Here is a 17546-nt window from a genome sequence, read left to right on the forward strand (position 1 = left end):
CATGCAACAGCCTCTTTTCATCGTGAGACCTGCTAGCACGGCCGATCTGGCCTGTTTAGTGGAGCTGCGTGCGCAGCTCATTGAAGGAACCAACGCAAGCTACTCGAGCAAAACACCTGAAGACTCAACGCGCTGGCGGGCGGCCTATCGTAGCTGGCTTATCAGCCATTTGAGCGAGAGCGATAGCGTCCAGATAGTAGCGGCTGAACACAAGCTGTCCGGCCAGGTACTGGGCTGCGCGACGGCCATCATTGACCAGCGTGCACCTGCCCCCAGCTGCCTCAATGGTTTGTCCGGTTGGGTGCAATCGGTGGTGGTCGAGTCTCAGTGGCGCAATCTCGGCATTGCTCGGCAGATGATGCAGCACCTGCTCCGGTGGTTTGCCAACCGTGGCGTTACGGCAGTGGTACTGCAAAGCACCAAGGTCGCTGACTCTCTGTACCAGGATCTGGGTTTTATCAGGAGTGACGAGAGCCTGATGATCCGACAGGAGACCTTGCCATGAAGATCCTGATCATAGGTTTAGGCTACGCCGGCAACCGCTACCACCGAGCTTTCGAACACATCGCCACCAGCACAGGTATATCGGTGAGGCTGGCGTATGTCAGTCGCCAGAAAAGAACAGCCGACCTGCCCTACTACGACTGCGTCAGTCGAGCGGTGACCGAGTTTTCCCCAGAGATCGTGGTGGTCAGCGTTAATGATCACAGCCATGCCTCGGTTTTGCAGCAGTTGGCCGGATACCAGGGATTCGTCATTTGCGAGAAACCGCTGGCGACACCCGATGACGACCTAGATGCGATTTCAGATGCAATGCGAGATGTCAGCGGCTTCGCCCTAGATCTGGTTGAACGTTATTCGGACGCCTGCCGGCAACTACGAGAGTGGGTCGAGCGGCACAACTGGGAACTGGTTCGGGCCAGCTTTCACTGGGGCAAAGATCGCATCAATGACTACCGGCCTACCTGCGGCGTAATCAGCGAAGCGATCCATGCGTTGGATCTGCTCAGTTGGATTTCCCCCCGTGCCGGCCAGTTAGAGTTGCACGGAATTCAGGGCGTGCGCTCCGACTTTTCAATCTCGGGCACCAATGTGCTCGACAGCGTACAGCTCACTGCAAGCATGGGCGAGGCGCGGGTTACAGGCTTCAGCAGCTTCGTAAATATCGTCCGCCAACGAACCGTGGATTTCAGTTTCGTGGACCACCGCTCGCAATTGATCCATGCGCGGCTGGTGCTCGACACACCGTGCTGGGACCACGACCAATTACGAATCTGGACGCGTAATGCCGACGGATCTGAAGCTCTTCTGCACGCGTTCACCACCGCTCCCGACACGCCGGGACTGGAGACCCTGCACAAGCTGTCGAGGTTGTGTCTGCAAGCCGTGCGCGCTGTGAGCATGAAGGAACCTCCGCGACAAGGCTTTGCAGATTTGAGCACCGCCCTGGCTCTCCAGCGCTTGCTCAACACCATAGAAATCGAAGCGAAAACGGCTCCGCCGGCCCGATATGTCCGCGGCGGTGAACGCGCGTTGCTGGCTGAAGACAGCAACCTCGAAATTCTTGGCTGAACATATTTTCAAGGAGCAAGACGATGTGTGGAATAGCAGGTTGGCTTTCGTACGGCCAAAACATGGAAACACAGCGGACCACCCTACAACGCATGACCGACACCATGGCCCGACGCGGTCCGGATGCCGGTGGGCTATGGATCGACGGGCCAGTAGGCCTTGGTCACCGCCGTTTGTCAGTCATTGATCTGGAAGGTGGTCGCCAGCCGATGGTAGCGATCCATGGTGGTCCCCATGAAGTAGCCGCCATCACCTACAGTGGCGAGGCCTACAACTACCGCGTGCTGCGCGCGGAGTTGCAACGCCTTGGGCATCGCTTCGAAAGTGTCAGTGATACTGAGGTAGTACTACGGGCATACGTCGAATGGGGCGAAGCCTTCGTCGAGCGACTCAACGGCATGTATGCATTTGCCATCTGGGATCGGCGTACGCAGGAGCTGCTGCTGATTCGGGACCGGATGGGCGTCAAGCCTTTGTATTACTACCCGACCCAGGATGGCGTTATCTTCGGCTCTGAACCGAAGGCATTGCTCGCCAATCCGCTCGTGCCACGCAAAGTGCGTGCAGATGGCCTGCGCGAAATATTGGAAATGGTAAAGACGCCAGGTCACGCCGTCTTTGACGGTATGCGTGAAGTTTTGCCAGGCGAGATCGTGCGCGTTAACCGACAGGGTCTGAGCCGACGCCAATACTGGAAACTGGAAGCGCGCGAGCACAGCGATTCGCTGGACAGCACCATTCGCCATACCCGTGACTTACTCGAAGACATCATCGACATCCAGATCGTCGCTGACGTACCACTGTGCAGCCTACTGTCCGGCGGGCTCGACTCATCAATCATCACTGCATTGGCCTCCAAAAAACTCCAGGCTGCCGGAAAGGAGAACATCCGCTCTTTCTCTGTCGACTTCACCGAGCATGGCAACGGATTCACTGGCGATGCGGTACGCGGCACACCCGATGCACCTTTTGTGCGCGACTTGGTAGAGAAGATTCATTCCAGCCATCAGGAGATCATCCTCAACAGTGGCGAGTTGGCCGATCCAGCGTTACGCGCTCAGATTGTCAGGGCATTAGATCTGCCGCCAGCTTTCTGGGGTGACATGTGGCCGTCGCTCTACCGGCTATTCGAGGAGGTACGCAAGCACTCGACCGTTGCTCTCTCTGGTGAGAGTGCAGACGAGGTATTCGGCGGCTATCGCTGGTTTCACGACCCAGAAGCTATTCAGGCGGACACATTTCCTTGGCTGACTTCGGTGACCGGCAAGTACTTTGACGGCAAACCCTTGTTCGACCCAAGCCTTCTGCACCGTCTGGACATGGGGAGTTTCCTGCGTGACAGCTACGCCCAGGCTATCGCAGAAGCCCCGGTACTACCCGGGGAAAGCGCGCAGGACGTACGCATGAGACAGATGAGCTACGTAAACCTGACCCGGTTCGTACAGACCCTGCTCGACCGAAAGGACCGTATGAGCATGGCCGTCGGCCTTGAGGTAAGGGTGCCCTTCTGTGATCACCGTCTCGTGGAGTATGCCTTCAACATCCCTTGGGCGATGAAAGCCTTCGATGGTCGAGAAAAGAGCATTTTGCGTGCTGCGACACGCGACCTGCTGCCCGCATCAATCAGCGATCGCGTTAAGAGCCCCTATCCCTCAACTCAAGACCCTGCTTATGAACTGGCGCTTCGTGAAGCGCTCGCCGCTGTTCACGCTAACCGCAACGCACCGGTGACGCCGCTGCTTGACGATGCGCAGGTTCAGAGAGCGTTGGCCAAGCCGCTAGGCACCATCTCTCCCATGTACGAACGCATGGGCATGGAGCTGGCGGTCGGCCTCAATACCTGGCTAACCGAGTACGAGGTCAGCCTCGAACTCTAGCCCCGAACCGGTTACGGCTCTGGACGGGGCCGTAGCCACTCCTTTTGAGTCCAAGTGCGCCACGTGGCGCTATCGAGTATGAGTATGCCTACTCCGAACCAGTCACCCATTTATCTCATCGCCTTGGGGGCTTTCGCCCTCGGAATGGCTTCCTATGTCACCGCCGGCTTGATCCCGATGATCGAGGATTCCTTTGCGGTCTCCGTTGCGGTTGCGGCCCAGTTGGTCACGTCGTTTACCCTGGCTTACGGCCTAGGCTCACCGATATTTGTGGCGTTGACGCCACCACACCGCCAACGCACCGGCCTGTTGGTTGCACTGGGCATTTTTGTGATCGCTAACGTAGCAAGCGCGCTGTCTGAGAATTTCACCGTGCTGATGATCTGGCGCGCGGTTGCGGGGATCGGCGCAGGCGTCTACCTAGCAATGGGGATTGGGGCGGCCGCAGCAGTCTCCACTCCGGAGCGGCGCGGTAAGGCAATCGCCATCATCATGGGCGGTATGGCAAGCGGCGTCGTGCTCGGCGTCCCCCTCAGCCTGCTCATCGCCGAACGACTGGGATGGGAAGCCGCGCTCTGGCTGGTCAGCGTTCTTGGACTAATCGCTTTCATCGGCTTGCTACTGAAACTCCCTGCCCTGCCCGCGGCAGCATCCAGTTCCTTGAGTCAGAAGTTCGCGATCCTGGGAGATGGCCACGTGGCAGTCATCTTGCTGGTTTCGCTGCTGGCGGCCATTGCTAGTCTGGGCATGTACACCTTCATCGCACCGTTGCTGGCTGACCCGAACTACGGGGCAGTTCGTTCAATCACGCCCTATCTGTGGGTGTGGGGAATCGGTGGTGTATTAGGCAGCTTCCTAGTCGGACCGTTGGTAGACCGTTTCAAAGGATCATTGCTCACCTTTGCCATCATGGTGATCCTGGCTGTCTCGCTGTTTGTACTCCCCTTCGCGGCCGCGCTGAGTTCCTGGCTGGTGATGCTGCCAATTGTGATATGGGGGGCAGTCGGCTGGGCCCTGCAAGTACCGCAAAACAATGAGCTCATTCTGGCGCGCCAAGCACACGGCGATGACAACCTCGCGATTGCTCTGAATGAGTCAGCGCTATATCTCGGCAGCGCGATTGGCGCAGCAGCAGGCGGCTTTGTATTGCTCCTGCAAATGCCAACCTGGACGCTGGCCGCATGCGCCGGTGCGGTCGCTAGCTTGGGCGCCCTGCTGCAAATCATCAATCTACGCCGGCGCAGCAGTGTCGTGGCCGGCGTGCACCCTCATCAAAGCTGATAAACCATAAAGGAGGTTTGGCCGTGGAGCTGCGCCATCTTCGCTGTTTCATCGCCGTCGCAGAGGAATTGCACTTCGCTCGCGCAGCCGCGCGTCTGCACATCGAGCAGTCTCCACTCTCTAGGATCATCAAGGAGTTGGAGTATCGCCTTGGCGTGCAGCTGTTCGAGCGTACGACACGTCGCACGCGGCTGACCTGGGCTGGAGAAGTATTACTCGAAGAGGCTCGACGCATTTTTGCAGTTGTCGAGCAGGCTCAGGCTAGCGTCAAAAGTGCAGCGGCGGGTTTTCGAGGCCGAATTCGCGTTGCACTGTCTGACGGTATCCCCCAGACCCGACTCGCGGCACTGTTGGCGCAGTGCCGCGAGGAGGAGCCAGAGGTTGAGATCTGTCTGTCCGAAGTCGCTGTCAGCGAGCAGCTCAAAGGACTCGATGACGGACTTTTTGACGTGGGCTTGGCGCAGTACGAAGAGGTTGGTGAGGGGCTAATTGCCGAGCCAGTGTGGTTCGATCCTGTGGTTGTGACCGTACCCTCTCGTCACCCGTTGCTGACCTACAAGCGCATTCCATTAGAAGAGGTCGTGCGATACCCATTAGTGCTCTGTGATCCCAAGGTCTGCGAAGGATTCTGGAACCAGCTGCAGCGAATACTGGCAACAGTCGACACCCAGCTAACCATTGCTGATCAGGTGCCTACCCTGGATCTGATGATGGCCTTGGTGGCTGCCGGGTATGGACTTGGTTTCTCCAGTCAGGCTCGTATCACTGAGCTCAATAACCCTGACGTTGTTGCTCGGCCCCTTGCTGGTTGCCCCGCGCTGCTGACCACATACCTGATCAGGCCCCGGAGGGAGCCAGCCGAGCAGCTAGCTCGCTTCATCGACCGAATCAACCCGACTGAAACTCAAACCCTACTGGGTTCAAACCTCCCGCAACAGGAGATCGCCTGATGAACAAAATCCCGCTGTTAGCGCTTACGTTTATGTTAATCGCATGCGAGAAGCCACTACCGTTCGAGTCGGCGGAAGTGCTTGCGGAGAATCGTGAGCGCCTCGAGGAGCTAAACCAACTCTGTAAGGGAGACCGCGACAGAGTGGGCAACGCTCAGTGCAACGAAGTCACCAAAGCTCAGCATATTCGCTTCATGGGTAAGGGGACGCCCTATACGCCCTACCCGGTAGAACTCTTTGGCAACAAGACCGAAGCTGGCTCTACCAACAAGGCTAACCAAAACTGATCGGTAGATGAACATCGCATCAACCAAGTGAAGATGGGGCCTTGGCTGAGGCCAGCTACGAAGTAGCCGATGACCCTATCGCCGTGGCAGAGAGGTCAATTCAGCAGGCAGTTCGCGCCCTTGTTGAAATTCAGTTCAAAAGAGAAATGTGTGCGGTGAAAATGAGCGAATGACAACGATACGCACAGGACTCCGCTCCCTTTTTCGAGCAGGTCGAAAAAGGCTCTGAGGTAGTGCGGGGATCGGCCAGAGGCGGTCGTCAGACATCTAAGAAATCAGGGGTGATCAACAAAGCAGACTTCGGCTGGTGATGAAGGCATTCACATTTTCGAGAAAGGAGTCTTCATGGGTTTGGTATCTCAATTGCTCGAACCCAAAAATTGGTCGAAGATGCGCTACATCAGCTACAACCCATCCATCGTGCGGATGTGCGCCGCGAGCTGCGTTACGCATGATGTCAAACATTGAGATTGAAATGGAGAAGGTATTGTTGGAGGCAGCCGCCTGCTTGGATCGTCGCGCGGCAATGGGGTCTACCATCGCAATGGTTGTCTTTGTCGTCACACTGATTTGCTGGTCGCTGGCCGTGCCGTTCTTTTTTCTTCCTCACCTGCCCTCAAGTAACTTGACCACTGTCTTGATTCTATTGGCATTGGGTGTGATCACAAGCGGAGGCATCACCTTAGGCGCGGTTAAGGCAGTTGGCGGGGAGGTTTTGGAACTCCGCGACGTGATCGGCGAATTTTCGAAGGACAGGATCAACATTGGGAACGAGTGGGTCAAGGCAGCGACGGACTTCCGTAAGGTCAAAGTGAGCAGATACAAAGGTGGTTGCATGTACGTCGTTCTGCTTGACATAAACGGGGGGAGCTGCGGATTTTTCCATCAGGCAAAGACGCACCCCCGCTAATGTATAAAGTTGAATACTGTCGCCTTTGCGAGCGAATTCGCTCTATTTTCACCAACCTGTGACCGCCGATTTGCTTGTGTATGACGCAGGCTGCCTAATACGCGGTGAATCGCCCTTGATTTGTAGACGGCAGCTGACCGCTTTTGGCCGATTGCAGCCGGTGACGACGGGCAGCTACTGGTCAACAGCAGCCATTCATGAGCGACCGATCCTGGCGACAACAGCTGAGTTTAGAAATTGAGTCAATTAAGAAAAACGCTGAGCAGATGTTCCGCCTAATCCATTAATCAGGCTGTCATGTCGCGGTTTGTGGCAACTATCTCCTCGTGCGTAAACTGACTATCGGGAGCCATAAATGTTGTGATCAGTGCGTCGCGGTTTTGCGGTGCTCTTGCCCTGTCTGCTGCGCACAAGGCCACTTTGAGCTCTGGCAAGGTCAATTCGGTACAGTAGGCTGGTGTCCCTGGTTGCTGGCGCCATGAGTTTTCAAGGCTACCCGCGGCAAGCGCGACAAAGCCTGTATCTTCAACAAGATTCTGGGCTATTGCCTCAGCGTGAGGGTCATTCCCGGCTACAGGTATAGCGATGCGTGTTGACGCCCCGGCTGGTTGGCCAGATTGGGCAAGAGTCGCTGCGAGGGCTGCGTTCCAAGCCTTGATGACTGGGCGTCCAATCTGTTCGCTGACCCAAACGCTCTCGGGCTTGCCTTCGTCCACTTCTTTGATCACCCCGTCTCGCCCAGGATAATAATTGGACGTATCAATAACGACGACCTTTGCGGGAATATGACTTAGGGTTTTTCGCAGCTCCGGGTACTTTGCGAAAGGGACGGAGAGGATAACGGCATCCACATCGGACACAGCCTCTTCTTTGATCACCGCTTGCACACCGATTTCATCGGCAAGGTTCTGAATGGTCTGGGGACTCTTAGAGTTTGCCAATTTTACTTCGTGGCCGCATGCAGCGAGCTTACGAGCAAGGGTAGCGCCAATGTTACCTGCGCCAATAATTCCGATTTTCATATCAATAACCTCCTCACCCAACATCATTCACGTTTCAGCTTGGCTGATGCAGGAATGGACTGTATGTGTGTTTGACTTAGCGTTTCAGGAATGAAAAGTAACGCTGTCGGTAATAGGGACTCGATCCATATGCATGCGATTCCCTGGAGCAGTTTCATCCGGGTATCCGAATGACATTCCGAACAGCAGTTTCATCTGTTCAGATATGCCTAGCACCTCTCGGATGGTATCGGCATAGAAACCCAGCGAGGTTTGCGGAATGCCGCCTAGCCCTCGGGCAGCAAGCGACAGCAGGAAGGTTTGCCCATACATGCCAATATCGCCAGCAGTTCGAACGTTGTCACCAAACACAGGCATGAATAAAAAAGCAGCCTGAGGGGCACCAAAAAAGGACAAATTCAAAGCCGCTGCTCGTCGCCGCCCCTCCTTGTCCTCACGCATAACGTTCATGGCGTCATAGTAAGCTTTGCCCTGTGCATTCTTGCGATCCCTATAAGGGCCATAAAATGCACTCATATCAAACGAAAAGTCAGGCGTGAACTCCCCAGCATCGTTTTTCGCGTGAAGTATTTGTGAGAGCTCTGCCAACTTCTGGCTACGGACGATATGAACGTCCCATGGCTGGGTATTGCAATTAGAGGGCGTGCACTGGGCATCTTTCAGAACATCCTGAACGACCTGATCAGGAACAACGGTCTTTAAAAAACCACGAAAAGACCGCCGGGTACGGGCCGTCCTTTGAAACGACAGTGTTTCATCAAGTGCTGTATCAGCATCGAATCTAACCATTGAAGTCATCATGAGTCATCTCCGAGCAGATATGAATTTTTAGTCAGAAACGGGATGAGCGAGCGCATCAAGGGTGTGGCGAAGATCATCAATACTCTGATCATCAAGCTTGCAAGCTGACTTGATTTTGCTAGTGACTCCCCGGATGTCTGCTTCCAGCAGGCGGCTATCAGCCGTTAGTTCGATCATCACGCGGCGCTCGTCGGCGGTATCGCGTGTGCGCGTGACGAGCCCGGCAACCTCAAGCCGTTTCAGCAATGGCGTTATCGTTCCAGCATCCATTGCCAGACGCGTTCCGAGTGCCCCTACTGAAAGCAGCGAGCCGTTTAGAAGTTCCAGAATGACCAGGTACTGAGGGAACGTCAGGCCCAGCGGCTCGAGAAGGGGCTTGTGTAATCGCACCATGCGATTCGCAGCCGCATAAAGCGAAAAAGACAGCTGGGTACCAACCCGCTTACGGCCAGGAGTCATTAGATAGCTCACTATTGTATAGTGCACTATACAATCTAGAGAAATGTCCCCTATGTCAACCTGCTGCGCCATCAACCTACCGGTGGTTTGTACCCGGCAAGCATTTTTAATACCTCATCATGTGAACCGCTCGCTTCGGCAAAACGTAATGGCTTGGCGCGCTCGACGACGAGTTCGCGTGGGGTCGGAGATATCTCTAGTAGCTCGCAGATTTCGTCCAGAAACTCTTCCAAACGCATCGCGTGCTCGTCGTTTTCTTGTCCAAGCAAAGTGGTACGGACACCCGGCGGCGCAAGCTCGATAACCTCTACTGATGTGGCCTCCAACTGCACGCGAAGACTTTGAGTAAACGAATGAACTGCCGCTTTGGTTGCGCTGTAGGTCGGTGTTGCAGGCAGCGGGACGAATGCCAAGGCAGAACTGACATTGATGATCGTGGCGCTGGGTTGCTTGGTCAGCTGAGGTGTAAACGCGTACGCCATGCGAATTGTGCCAAGTAAGTTCGTGGTCACGATATCTTCGGCTGTGCTCAGGTTTTGCGGATCAGTCAGATCCTCCCAATGCATGATGCCAGCGTTGTTTATGAGAACGTTCAGGTCAGGGTGACTGATCGCAAGCGCTTCGCTGTTGCGCTGGATGGATTGTGGATCGCAGACGTCCAGCAATACGGATTCAATGCCTGGATGTTCCGTCACGATCTTGTCGAGCAATGCCTTGCGGCGACCCGCGATGATGACTTTGTTGCCAGCTTTGTGAAGCCTCAGGGCCAGGCCGAGACCTATACCCGAAGTACCGCCAGTAAGCAGAATCGTGTTGCCAGTGCCGTTCATAGTAAACTCCCGTAAGGATGCTTAAGCGGACAAATGTCCACTTGCAAAATTTAGCGGACAGCTGTCCGCTTTACAATGCTACGGAGGAAAATTTTTTACTCATGAATGACGACGTGGTGATGCGCTCTGACGCAAAAAAAAACCGCGAGCGGATACTGGAGGCGGCGGTGGTAGAGCTGACTATCGATCCTGCGGTTGCCCTGAGCACCATTGCGAAGAAAGCCGGGGTGGGACAAGGAACGTTCTATCGCCACTTCGCGACTAGAGAGAGCCTGGTATTCGAGGTTTATCAATTCGAAATGCAGCAAGTGGCGTCCTTGGCTGAACAGTTGCTCGCCGCAAAACCACCCAAGCAGGCACTGAGAGAATGGATGGACTGCCTCGCTGAATATGCGATGACAAAGGCAGGGCTGGCGACCGCGATACGGCAAGCCGCCTCTACTTACGAGTTTCCAGGGAAGTCGGGATACGCCCCAGTTCAGGCAGCAGCGGAGTTGCTTTTGAGGGCCAACGAAAAGGCGGGGACGATTCGTAGCGGCGTAACTAACGACGACTTCTTTCTGGCCATTGCCGGCATATGGCAGATAGATTCCCAAGGCGAATGGCGCTCTCGTCTTGCCAGATTGATGACGCTGGTTATGGATGGTCTATGCGCGGGTAGCCCGGAAAGCTTGAAGCAGAAAAACGCTTAATTTCACTAGGTTTTTCATCGGGCCATCCCAGTGGTGAGCATCTCTGCAACTGCAAAACCTATGGCTGCTTTAACCTGTGAAAACGTCGAGACGATCAGGCAAAACCTGCATCGTGATCGTCGCTGATTGCTAACCAACCTGACGCCTGGCTAGACCTGAATCGGCTACTGCAGCCCAGCCCAGAACGCCTCTGCATAGGGGCTCAACGGAGCAACGGGCCGTGTAAGATGAATCTCCAGCGGAATATCCCAGCTCTGATCCAAAGCACGATGCAGCCGCCCATCCAAGGTCTCCTGCTCGGTGAGACTTTTGGGCAGCCAGGCGACCCCTTTGTTCTCCAGAGCCATTGACATCAGAACTGCCGCCAAATGGCTGCTAAAGAGTGGCTTGAGGTGCAGGAACTCCTCTTTTCCTTGAAGCCTGTGCGAAACGATACGCCCCAGCCCTGATTCATCGGTGTATGCCAGGTAAGGCAATGATGCCGGCGAGGAGTCGAAATTCGCGGATCCTCCTGCCAAGGGAAGGAGAGTGTCGCGACCAATTTCCTTACTGACGAACTGGTCTGCAGGTAACCGTGGGGGAACATCCGAGTGGCGGTGGCAGAGTAAAAACTGCACTTGGCCATGCACCAACATTTGCTCGCAAGTAGCCATGCTGTGGGAGTCCAACCGAACGGCTTCAATCGGTGCTCCTTTTTCCGCGCTTCTGATCCAGCGCGGAAAGAAGGTGAACGACAATGAATGAGTTGCCGCAAATTGAAGCGTTTTAGCCGCCGTACCAGCGACTTCTTGAGCCTCGGCTCTGATCCGATAGAGCCTGCTGGCAGCATCCTGCGCGCTGGCCAGAATATGCCTGCCAGCTTCGGTCAACGTGGCGCCCTGAGGGGTACGGATGAAAAGATCGACCCCGATCCAATTCTCCAATGAGCGTATTCGCCGGCTAAATGCTGGCTGAGTGATGTGTCGAGCATCAGCGGCACGGACGAAGCTGCCGTACTCGGCCAACGCTTCAAAGTCTTCCAACCAAACAAGTTCCATAGGGCAATGCCGTCTCAGCATAGGGCGCGGCATTAATAGCATTGGGCGCGCTTCCTCGCCAAGTTTACCTTGGCCGCGTCAACAACAAGAGGAACGCGCCATGCGCATCGTAGACATCCGCGAAAAAACCGTTTCCATTGCCTCGCCTATTGCCAACGCCTACATCGATTTCTCCAAAATGACCTGCTCGGTTGTTGCGGTCATTACCGACGTCATTCGTGATGGCAAGCCAGTCATCGGCTATGGCTTTAACTCCAACGGCCGCTACGGCCAAGGCGCGTTGATGCGGGATCGTTTCCTGGCCCGCATTAGCGAAGCGGATCCAGAATCGCTGATCGACAAAGAGAACAATAACCTCGACCCGTTCGCCATCTGGAAAACCCTGATGACCAACGAAAAGCCGGGTGGCCATGGCGAGCGTTCAGTAGCTGTTGGGACCATCGATATGGCTGTATGGGATGCCGTCGCCAAGATCGAAGGCAAGCCTTTGTATCGCCTGCTGGCTGACCGTTATCGTGATGGTGTTGCCGACGACAAGGTATGGGTTTACGCGGCGGGCGGTTATTACTATCCCGGCAAAGACCAGTCCAAGCTCAAGGCAGAGATGCAGAGCTATCTGGATCGCGGCTACGACGTCGTAAAAATGAAGATCGGGGCCGTGCCTCTGGATGAAGACATCCGTCGCATCGAGGCCGTACTCGAAGTCGTTGGTGACGGCCGTCGCCTGGCCGTTGATGCCAACGGTCGCTTCGATCTGAAAACCGCCATCGCTTACGCCGAGGCCATCAAGAAGTACAACCTGTTCTGGTACGAAGAGATCGGTGACCCGCTCGACTACGCCTTGCAGGCCGAGATGGCTAATCACTACGACCTGCCGATGGCCACTGGTGAAAACCTGTTCTCACACCAGGATGCTCGCAACTTGCTGCGTCACGGCGGTATGCGCCCTGATCGCGATTTCGTGCAGTTCGACTGCGCACTCTCTTACGGCCTGGTGGAATACATGCGCACCCTGGACGTAATGAAAGAACTGGGCTGGTCGTCGCGCCGCGTAGTGCCGCACGGCGGTCACCAGATGTCGCTGAACATCGCTGCTGGTTTGCACCTGGGCGGCAACGAGTCCTATCCAGATGTGTTCCAGCCATTCGGCGGTTTTGCAGATGGCATCAAGGTAGAGAACGGCTATGTCGGTCTGCCTGATGTACCGGGCGTAGGCTTCGAAGCCAAGTCCGCACTGTATGCCGTCATGCGTGAACTCGGCGAAGGCTAAGTTCCGCCAACGAATGCCCCGCCACGTTCGGGGCATTCGTGCATCTGGCGTCAGCCCTGATGCCAGCCACAACGCCCATCACAAGAATAAATGAGGTGCACTCGTGGAAACGTCCAAATCACGCTGGTACAGCCAGCTCTATGTACAGGTGCTCATCGGCATCGTCATCGGCGCTTTGATCGGTTACCTGGAGCCGCAATTCGGCGCCAAGCTGCAACCATTTGCTGATGGATTCATCAAGCTCATCAAGATGCTGCTAGCCCCGATCATTTTCGGCACCGTTGTAGTCGGCATCGCCAAAATGGGCAGCATCAAGGAAGTCGGTCGAATCGGCGTAAAAGCCCTGATCTACTTCGAGATTCTATCGACCATCGCACTGGTGCTTGGGCTGATCGTGGTCAACGTCGTGAAGCCTGGCGTTGGCATGAACATCAACGCCGAAAACCTCGACGGCAGTGCCGTCAGCAAATACAGCCAGGCGGCCAGTGAGCAAGGCGGCATGGTCGACTTCTTCCTCAACATCATTCCGCAGACCTTCGTCGGCGCTTTTTCCCAAGGCATCATGCTGCAGGTCATCCTGCTTTCCGTGCTGATGGGCGTCGCCCTCGTGCAGATGGGCGAGACGAGCCGGCCACTGATCAACACGATCGATCTGTTCCTGCAGGGGCTGTTCAAGATCGTTGCAATGGTCATGCGCCTGGCACCACTTGGCGCCGGTGCCGGCATGGCATTCACAATCGGCAAGTACGGCATCGGTACGCTGCTTTCTCTGGGGCAATTGCTGGTGGCGCTGTACGTGACCACGCTGCTATTCATCGTGGTGATTCTCGGTGCGGTAGCGCGATGGTCGGGGCTGCCGATGATGCAGTTTCTTCGCTACTTCAAGGATGAAATTCTGATCACTCTGGGCACCTGCTCGACCGAAGCAGTGCTGCCAAGAATGATGGCCAAACTGGAGAAGCTCGGCTGCAAGAAATCGGTAGTCGGCATGGTGCTCCCAACCGGCTACACCTTCAACGCTGACGGCACCTGCATCTATCTGACAATGGCTGCAATCTTCATCGCCCAGGCGACCAATACCCCACTGACCTTTATGGATCAGATGATTCTTCTGGGGGTGTTCCTGCTCACCTCGAAAGGCTCGGCCGGCGTTGCTGGAGCAGGTTTCGTAACATTGGCGGCAACCCTGACCACGATCCACTCCATTCCCCTGGTGGGCTTGGTGCTGCTCTTGGGCATAGACCGCTTCCTCAACGAAGCTCGGGCGGTCACCAACTTGATTGGTAACGGCATCGGCACCATCGCCATTGCCAAGTGGGATGGATCATTTGACAAGTCCGTTGCTGATCGCGAAATCGCGGCGATGGATGAACAGAGAGCGTCCACCCGCAAAAGCATAGTGGCGCCAAAGTAGGTGCTCAATACTGCCGGTCGCTCTGCTTCTACGGGAGCCTGGGCGCCCGGCAGTTCTTATATCCCGGGGGCTCCCCCACAAAACCGCTAAAGGCGATGGAGCAGACAGATGGCTCAAAGATCCCACTCCGAGTTGCGCAAGGAATTTCGCGACTTGCTCAACGGTAGCGTTTGCTTCAACGCCGCCTCGGTGTTCGATCCGATTTCGGTGCGTATGGCGACAGACCTCGGTTATAAAGTCAGCATCCTGGGTGGCTCAGTCGCCTCTCTTCAGGTGTTGGGTGCACCCGACCTCTCGCTCATCACCCTCGATGAATTCGCCGAGCAGGCATCTCGTGTCGGCCGCGCGAGTCAGATTCCTGTGATAGCTGATGCGGATCACGGCTATGGCAATGCGCTCAACGTCATGCGCACTGTCACAGAACTGCAAAAAGCGGGCGTAGCGGCGCTCACGCTCGAAGATACCCTGCTACCCAAGCAGTACGGCACGCAGATGGGTACGTTGATTGACCTGGAAGAGGCGGCAGCAAAGATTTACGCCGCCCGCTTCGCCCGGTCGGACGACGCCCTAAGCATCATCGCGCGCACCGATGCAGCGGCAACAACGCTCGAGGACTCTATCCAGCGGACGACTGCGTATCAGGCAGCCGGCGCTGATGCGATCTGCTTTGTCGGGGTCAAAGAATTCAAGCACCTCAAAGCGCTGACAGAACACCTGACACTGCCGATCATTCTGATCACCTACGGCAACGCAGAGCTCAACGATTTTGAAAGGCTGAGCGACGCGAATGTCCGCGTGGTGGTAAATGGTCATAAGCCTTATATGGCCACCATAAAAGCGGCCTATGACGCGCTGCGCATAGAATGCGGCCAGGAAAGTCAGGATCTCTCAATCCAGCAATTGCTCTCGAAGTACACCCTGTCGGAGAGCTACAGCGAGTGGGTGAAGACTTACCTGAAAGCAGGACTCGGTAGCCAATGAACTAATGGCCCATTGAGAACCCTGAATTGTCCCTAGTTTCGAGGTACCGCTCTAACTTCAATGGAGGTCTAATAAGCTGCCGAGGACGGTTCGCTTATGGCCGGTCACGGACAGCTGCAATTCGCCAGAGGTTGGGCCGCTTGTGATTGGTATGGCACAACCAACAACGCAGCCGCAGGCATGATGTTCCCCAGTATGCTGCTGGCCATAGCATTCATCATGACCCAACTGATGCGCTTATCAGGATGACGAGCAAATGGTTGACATAGCAGCGCAGTCCTGAGAACGCAACGACCTTGCAGGCACTCGTCATGCCCAACCACCGCAAGGTGGCTGGGCATTTTTGCATTAGAAGAAAAGCGCCTGACACCTTCATAGCGCTTCATGGCTGGCAGAGACTGATGAGAATCGATTGAACGACAACAAGCCGACCATTAAAGTGACCGGCCTGACCGAGGCAGCCACTCCCGATGAATACGGCACAACTGATCATTCCCAGGCTTGTCGAGCTACTCACGCAGGAGCAGTTGCCGGTGGGCACACACCTCGCTGCACAGAAAATCGCCGACCGCCTGAATGTCTCTCGCTCGCCAGTGAACGATGCACTGCAGTCACTCTGCGAAACCGGCCTGCTAGTCAGGATGAAAAACCGCGGATACTTCCTCGCTCAGGATCCTGCCAGCTATGGCCTTGGCGTCGAAGCGCCAACACCCGATTTGCTCGGACAGACCTATTTCACGCTGGCAGACGACCTGCTCACGGGGAAACTGCCGATGACTGCTTCTGAAGTAGCGTTGAAGGCCCGCTACCAGCTGACCGGTGCCCAGTTGCAGACACTGTTGACGCGTATCTCTAACGAAGGCTGGGTAAATCGCAAGCCAGGTTACGGTTGGGAATTCTCATCAATGATGACGACCCCAGACAGCCTGCTTCAATCCTACCGGATGCGCCTTGCGCTTGAGCCTGCTGCCCTGCTTGAACCTGGCTACCACCTCGACCAGTCGATCATCGAACGCTGCCGCGCAGTTGAGCTGGATTTGATCAATGGCGGCATCAACACTGCCAGCGCTGATCAGTTGCATGATCGTGGAGTGCGCTTCCATGAAGCGCTAGTAGAGGCCTCTGGTAACTCGTTTTTTATCGATACGATTAAGCGAGTCAACAAGGTGCGCCGTCTTCTTTCCTATCGCTCGATGAAGAACCGCACCCGTTATATTGAGCACTGCGAACAGCATTTGGAGATTCTATCGCTGCTCGAGAGAAATAAGACGCAGCAGGCTTCCAACGCGTTGCGCGCCCATCTGCAGGCCACGCTGAGAAACCTTAGCGACATCAACGATATTTTGCGGCCCGAGAACGGTTAGCCTCAGGCCGGCTGTTCATTTCATGGCTGAGCAGGTGCCACCGACGCACCCTGGATAGCATGCCGCTCCAGCGCCTGCTCAACGAAACCCGAGACCTTCATCTCTTCCACGAAAGCGGCCAGGAACTGGTGCGCTTCCTCACCACGGCTGCGCGGCAGCCCCATGGCCTGGCGAATCACCATGAAACGCCCTGGCAGCAGCCTTACACCACCGAGGCGCGCCGCATCGACCTCCAGCTGCTGACGTACGCCGGCTGCGATCTCATGACCGTGGGCGAGAAAATGCTCGACCACCGCTGGCGATGTAGGCGCACGCTCAATGGTCGCTTGCTGCAGCTCGCGGCTCAGGTATAGGTCGTAGGCACTGCCCTTACCGACGGTCACCCGATGCCCTGCACGATCCACTTCATCGTTGCTCTGCAACGGCGAGTCGGTGGAGACCAGATAGGCGCCCTCGATCATCACGTAGGCATCGGTGAAAGCGATGTGCTCGCCACGCTTCGGGTCGATCGCGAAGAAACCGAAATCGGCCTGCTCGGCCTCGACCGCCTCTACCGACTTGCCGGCGGCATCCCACACAACCAGCTCGAGCTCAAGCCCCAGGAGGGCGGCAAGCGCGTGGGCGAGGTCGACGGAAATCCCACAAGGCTCGCCATTCACAGTATTGCGCCCGGCGAGAATGGGGTTACCGAGATTGATCGACGCACGCAGGCGGCCCGTAGGGGCAAAAGCATTTAACAGCGAGGGAGAAAGGCTCATTGCAATGTCTCTCGAATACTCAATGGGGAATGAAATCAGCC

General features: G+C 56.0%; 18 protein-coding genes. 12 read left to right on the top strand and 6 right to left on the bottom strand.

Annotation, left to right across the window (positions count from 1 at the left end):
* Position 1: 1 nt before the first annotated feature.
* From ACZ0AI_RS06720 to ACZ0AI_RS06750, 7 genes are all read left to right on the top strand, one after another.
* Positions 2–505 (top strand): GNAT family N-acetyltransferase, encoded by a 504-nt coding sequence (locus ACZ0AI_RS06720; RefSeq protein ID WP_463565085.1) that lies wholly within the window; start codon positions 2–4, stop codon positions 503–505.
* Positions 502–1572, top strand: a complete 1071-nt coding sequence (locus tag ACZ0AI_RS06725) for a Gfo/Idh/MocA family oxidoreductase (RefSeq protein ID WP_463565086.1) — start codon at positions 502–504, stop codon at positions 1570–1572. Before ACZ0AI_RS06720 ends, ACZ0AI_RS06725 begins: the two co-directional genes overlap by 4 nt.
* Positions 1573–1595: 23 nt before the next feature.
* Positions 1596–3449: an asparagine synthase (glutamine-hydrolyzing) gene (gene asnB / locus ACZ0AI_RS06730; RefSeq protein WP_463565087.1), complete on the top strand. Its 1854-nt coding sequence runs from the start codon at positions 1596–1598 to the stop codon at positions 3447–3449.
* A gap of 84 nt (positions 3450–3533) precedes the next feature.
* Positions 3534–4730: an MFS transporter gene (locus tag ACZ0AI_RS06735; RefSeq protein ID WP_463565088.1), complete on the top strand. Its 1197-nt coding sequence runs from the start codon at positions 3534–3536 to the stop codon at positions 4728–4730.
* Positions 4731–4753: 23 nt separating this feature from the next.
* The gene (locus ACZ0AI_RS06740) at positions 4754–5680 is read left to right on the top strand and encodes a LysR family transcriptional regulator (protein WP_463565089.1); all 927 of its coding nucleotides are present in this window, start codon (positions 4754–4756) and stop codon (positions 5678–5680) included.
* Entirely contained in the window at positions 5680–5967 is a 288-nt protein-coding gene (locus tag ACZ0AI_RS06745) for a hypothetical protein (protein ID WP_463565090.1), read from the top strand. The genes ACZ0AI_RS06740 and ACZ0AI_RS06745 overlap by 1 nt, the downstream gene beginning before the upstream one ends.
* 475 nt (positions 5968–6442) lie before the next feature.
* Positions 6443–6877 carry a hypothetical protein gene (locus tag ACZ0AI_RS06750; protein ID WP_463565091.1) on the top strand — a complete coding sequence of 145 codons (435 nt, stop codon included), beginning with the start codon at positions 6443–6445 and terminating at the stop codon, positions 6875–6877.
* Between the two features lie 287 nt (positions 6878–7164).
* Here the strand turns inward: ACZ0AI_RS06750 and ACZ0AI_RS06755 are convergent, their stop codons facing one another.
* From ACZ0AI_RS06755 to ACZ0AI_RS06770, 4 genes are all read right to left on the bottom strand, one after another.
* Positions 7165–7923 (bottom strand): NADPH-dependent F420 reductase, encoded by a 759-nt coding sequence (locus tag ACZ0AI_RS06755; protein WP_463566063.1) that lies wholly within the window; start codon positions 7921–7923, stop codon positions 7165–7167.
* 60 nt (positions 7924–7983) lie between these two features.
* Positions 7984–8700, bottom strand: coding sequence for a nitroreductase (locus ACZ0AI_RS06760; RefSeq protein ID WP_463565092.1), 717 nt, complete (start codon positions 8698–8700; stop codon positions 7984–7986).
* A 27-nt stretch (positions 8701–8727) separates the two neighbouring features.
* Entirely contained in the window at positions 8728–9159 is a 432-nt protein-coding gene (locus ACZ0AI_RS06765) for a MarR family winged helix-turn-helix transcriptional regulator (RefSeq protein WP_463565093.1), read from the bottom strand.
* Positions 9160–9230: 71 nt separating this feature from the next.
* Positions 9231–9989: an SDR family oxidoreductase gene (locus ACZ0AI_RS06770; protein WP_463565094.1), complete on the bottom strand. Its 759-nt coding sequence runs from the start codon at positions 9987–9989 to the stop codon at positions 9231–9233.
* A 101-nt stretch (positions 9990–10090) separates the two neighbouring features.
* Here ACZ0AI_RS06770 and ACZ0AI_RS06775 point away from each other — a divergent pair, with 101 nt between their 5' ends.
* A complete protein-coding gene (locus tag ACZ0AI_RS06775; RefSeq protein WP_463565095.1) occupies positions 10091–10681 on the top strand; it encodes a TetR/AcrR family transcriptional regulator in 591 nt (196 codons plus the stop codon).
* Positions 10682–10845: 164 nt separating this feature from the next.
* Here the strand turns inward: ACZ0AI_RS06775 and ACZ0AI_RS06780 are convergent, their stop codons facing one another.
* Entirely contained in the window at positions 10846–11718 is an 873-nt protein-coding gene (locus ACZ0AI_RS06780) for a LysR family transcriptional regulator (protein ID WP_463565096.1), read from the bottom strand.
* A gap of 100 nt (positions 11719–11818) precedes the next feature.
* Between ACZ0AI_RS06780 and ACZ0AI_RS06785 the strand changes: the two genes are divergently transcribed.
* The 4 genes from ACZ0AI_RS06785 (at position 11819) to ACZ0AI_RS06800 (ending at position 16747) form a co-directional block, all read left to right on the top strand.
* Positions 11819–12988 carry a mandelate racemase/muconate lactonizing enzyme family protein gene (locus ACZ0AI_RS06785; RefSeq protein WP_463565097.1) on the top strand — a complete coding sequence of 390 codons (1170 nt, stop codon included), beginning with the start codon at positions 11819–11821 and terminating at the stop codon, positions 12986–12988.
* 103 nt (positions 12989–13091) lie between these two features.
* Complete coding sequence (dctA, locus tag ACZ0AI_RS06790; protein WP_463565098.1) at positions 13092–14402, top strand: C4-dicarboxylate transporter DctA; 1311 nt, start codon at positions 13092–13094, stop codon at positions 14400–14402.
* 108 nt (positions 14403–14510) lie between these two features.
* Positions 14511–15383, top strand: a complete 873-nt coding sequence (locus ACZ0AI_RS06795; protein ID WP_463565099.1) for an isocitrate lyase/PEP mutase family protein — start codon at positions 14511–14513, stop codon at positions 15381–15383.
* Positions 15384–15853: 470 nt separating this feature from the next.
* Positions 15854–16747 (top strand): GntR family transcriptional regulator, encoded by an 894-nt coding sequence (locus ACZ0AI_RS06800; RefSeq protein WP_463565100.1) that lies wholly within the window; start codon positions 15854–15856, stop codon positions 16745–16747.
* 20 nt (positions 16748–16767) lie between these two features.
* Here ACZ0AI_RS06800 and ACZ0AI_RS06805 read toward each other — a convergent pair whose 3' ends face one another.
* On the bottom strand, positions 16768–17505 hold the full coding sequence (locus tag ACZ0AI_RS06805) for a transporter substrate-binding domain-containing protein (protein WP_463565101.1): 738 nt from the start codon (positions 17503–17505) through the stop codon (positions 16768–16770).
* Positions 17506–17546 lie beyond the last annotated feature (41 nt).

It is taken from the genome of Pseudomonas sp. AC355 (assembly GCF_979258205.1).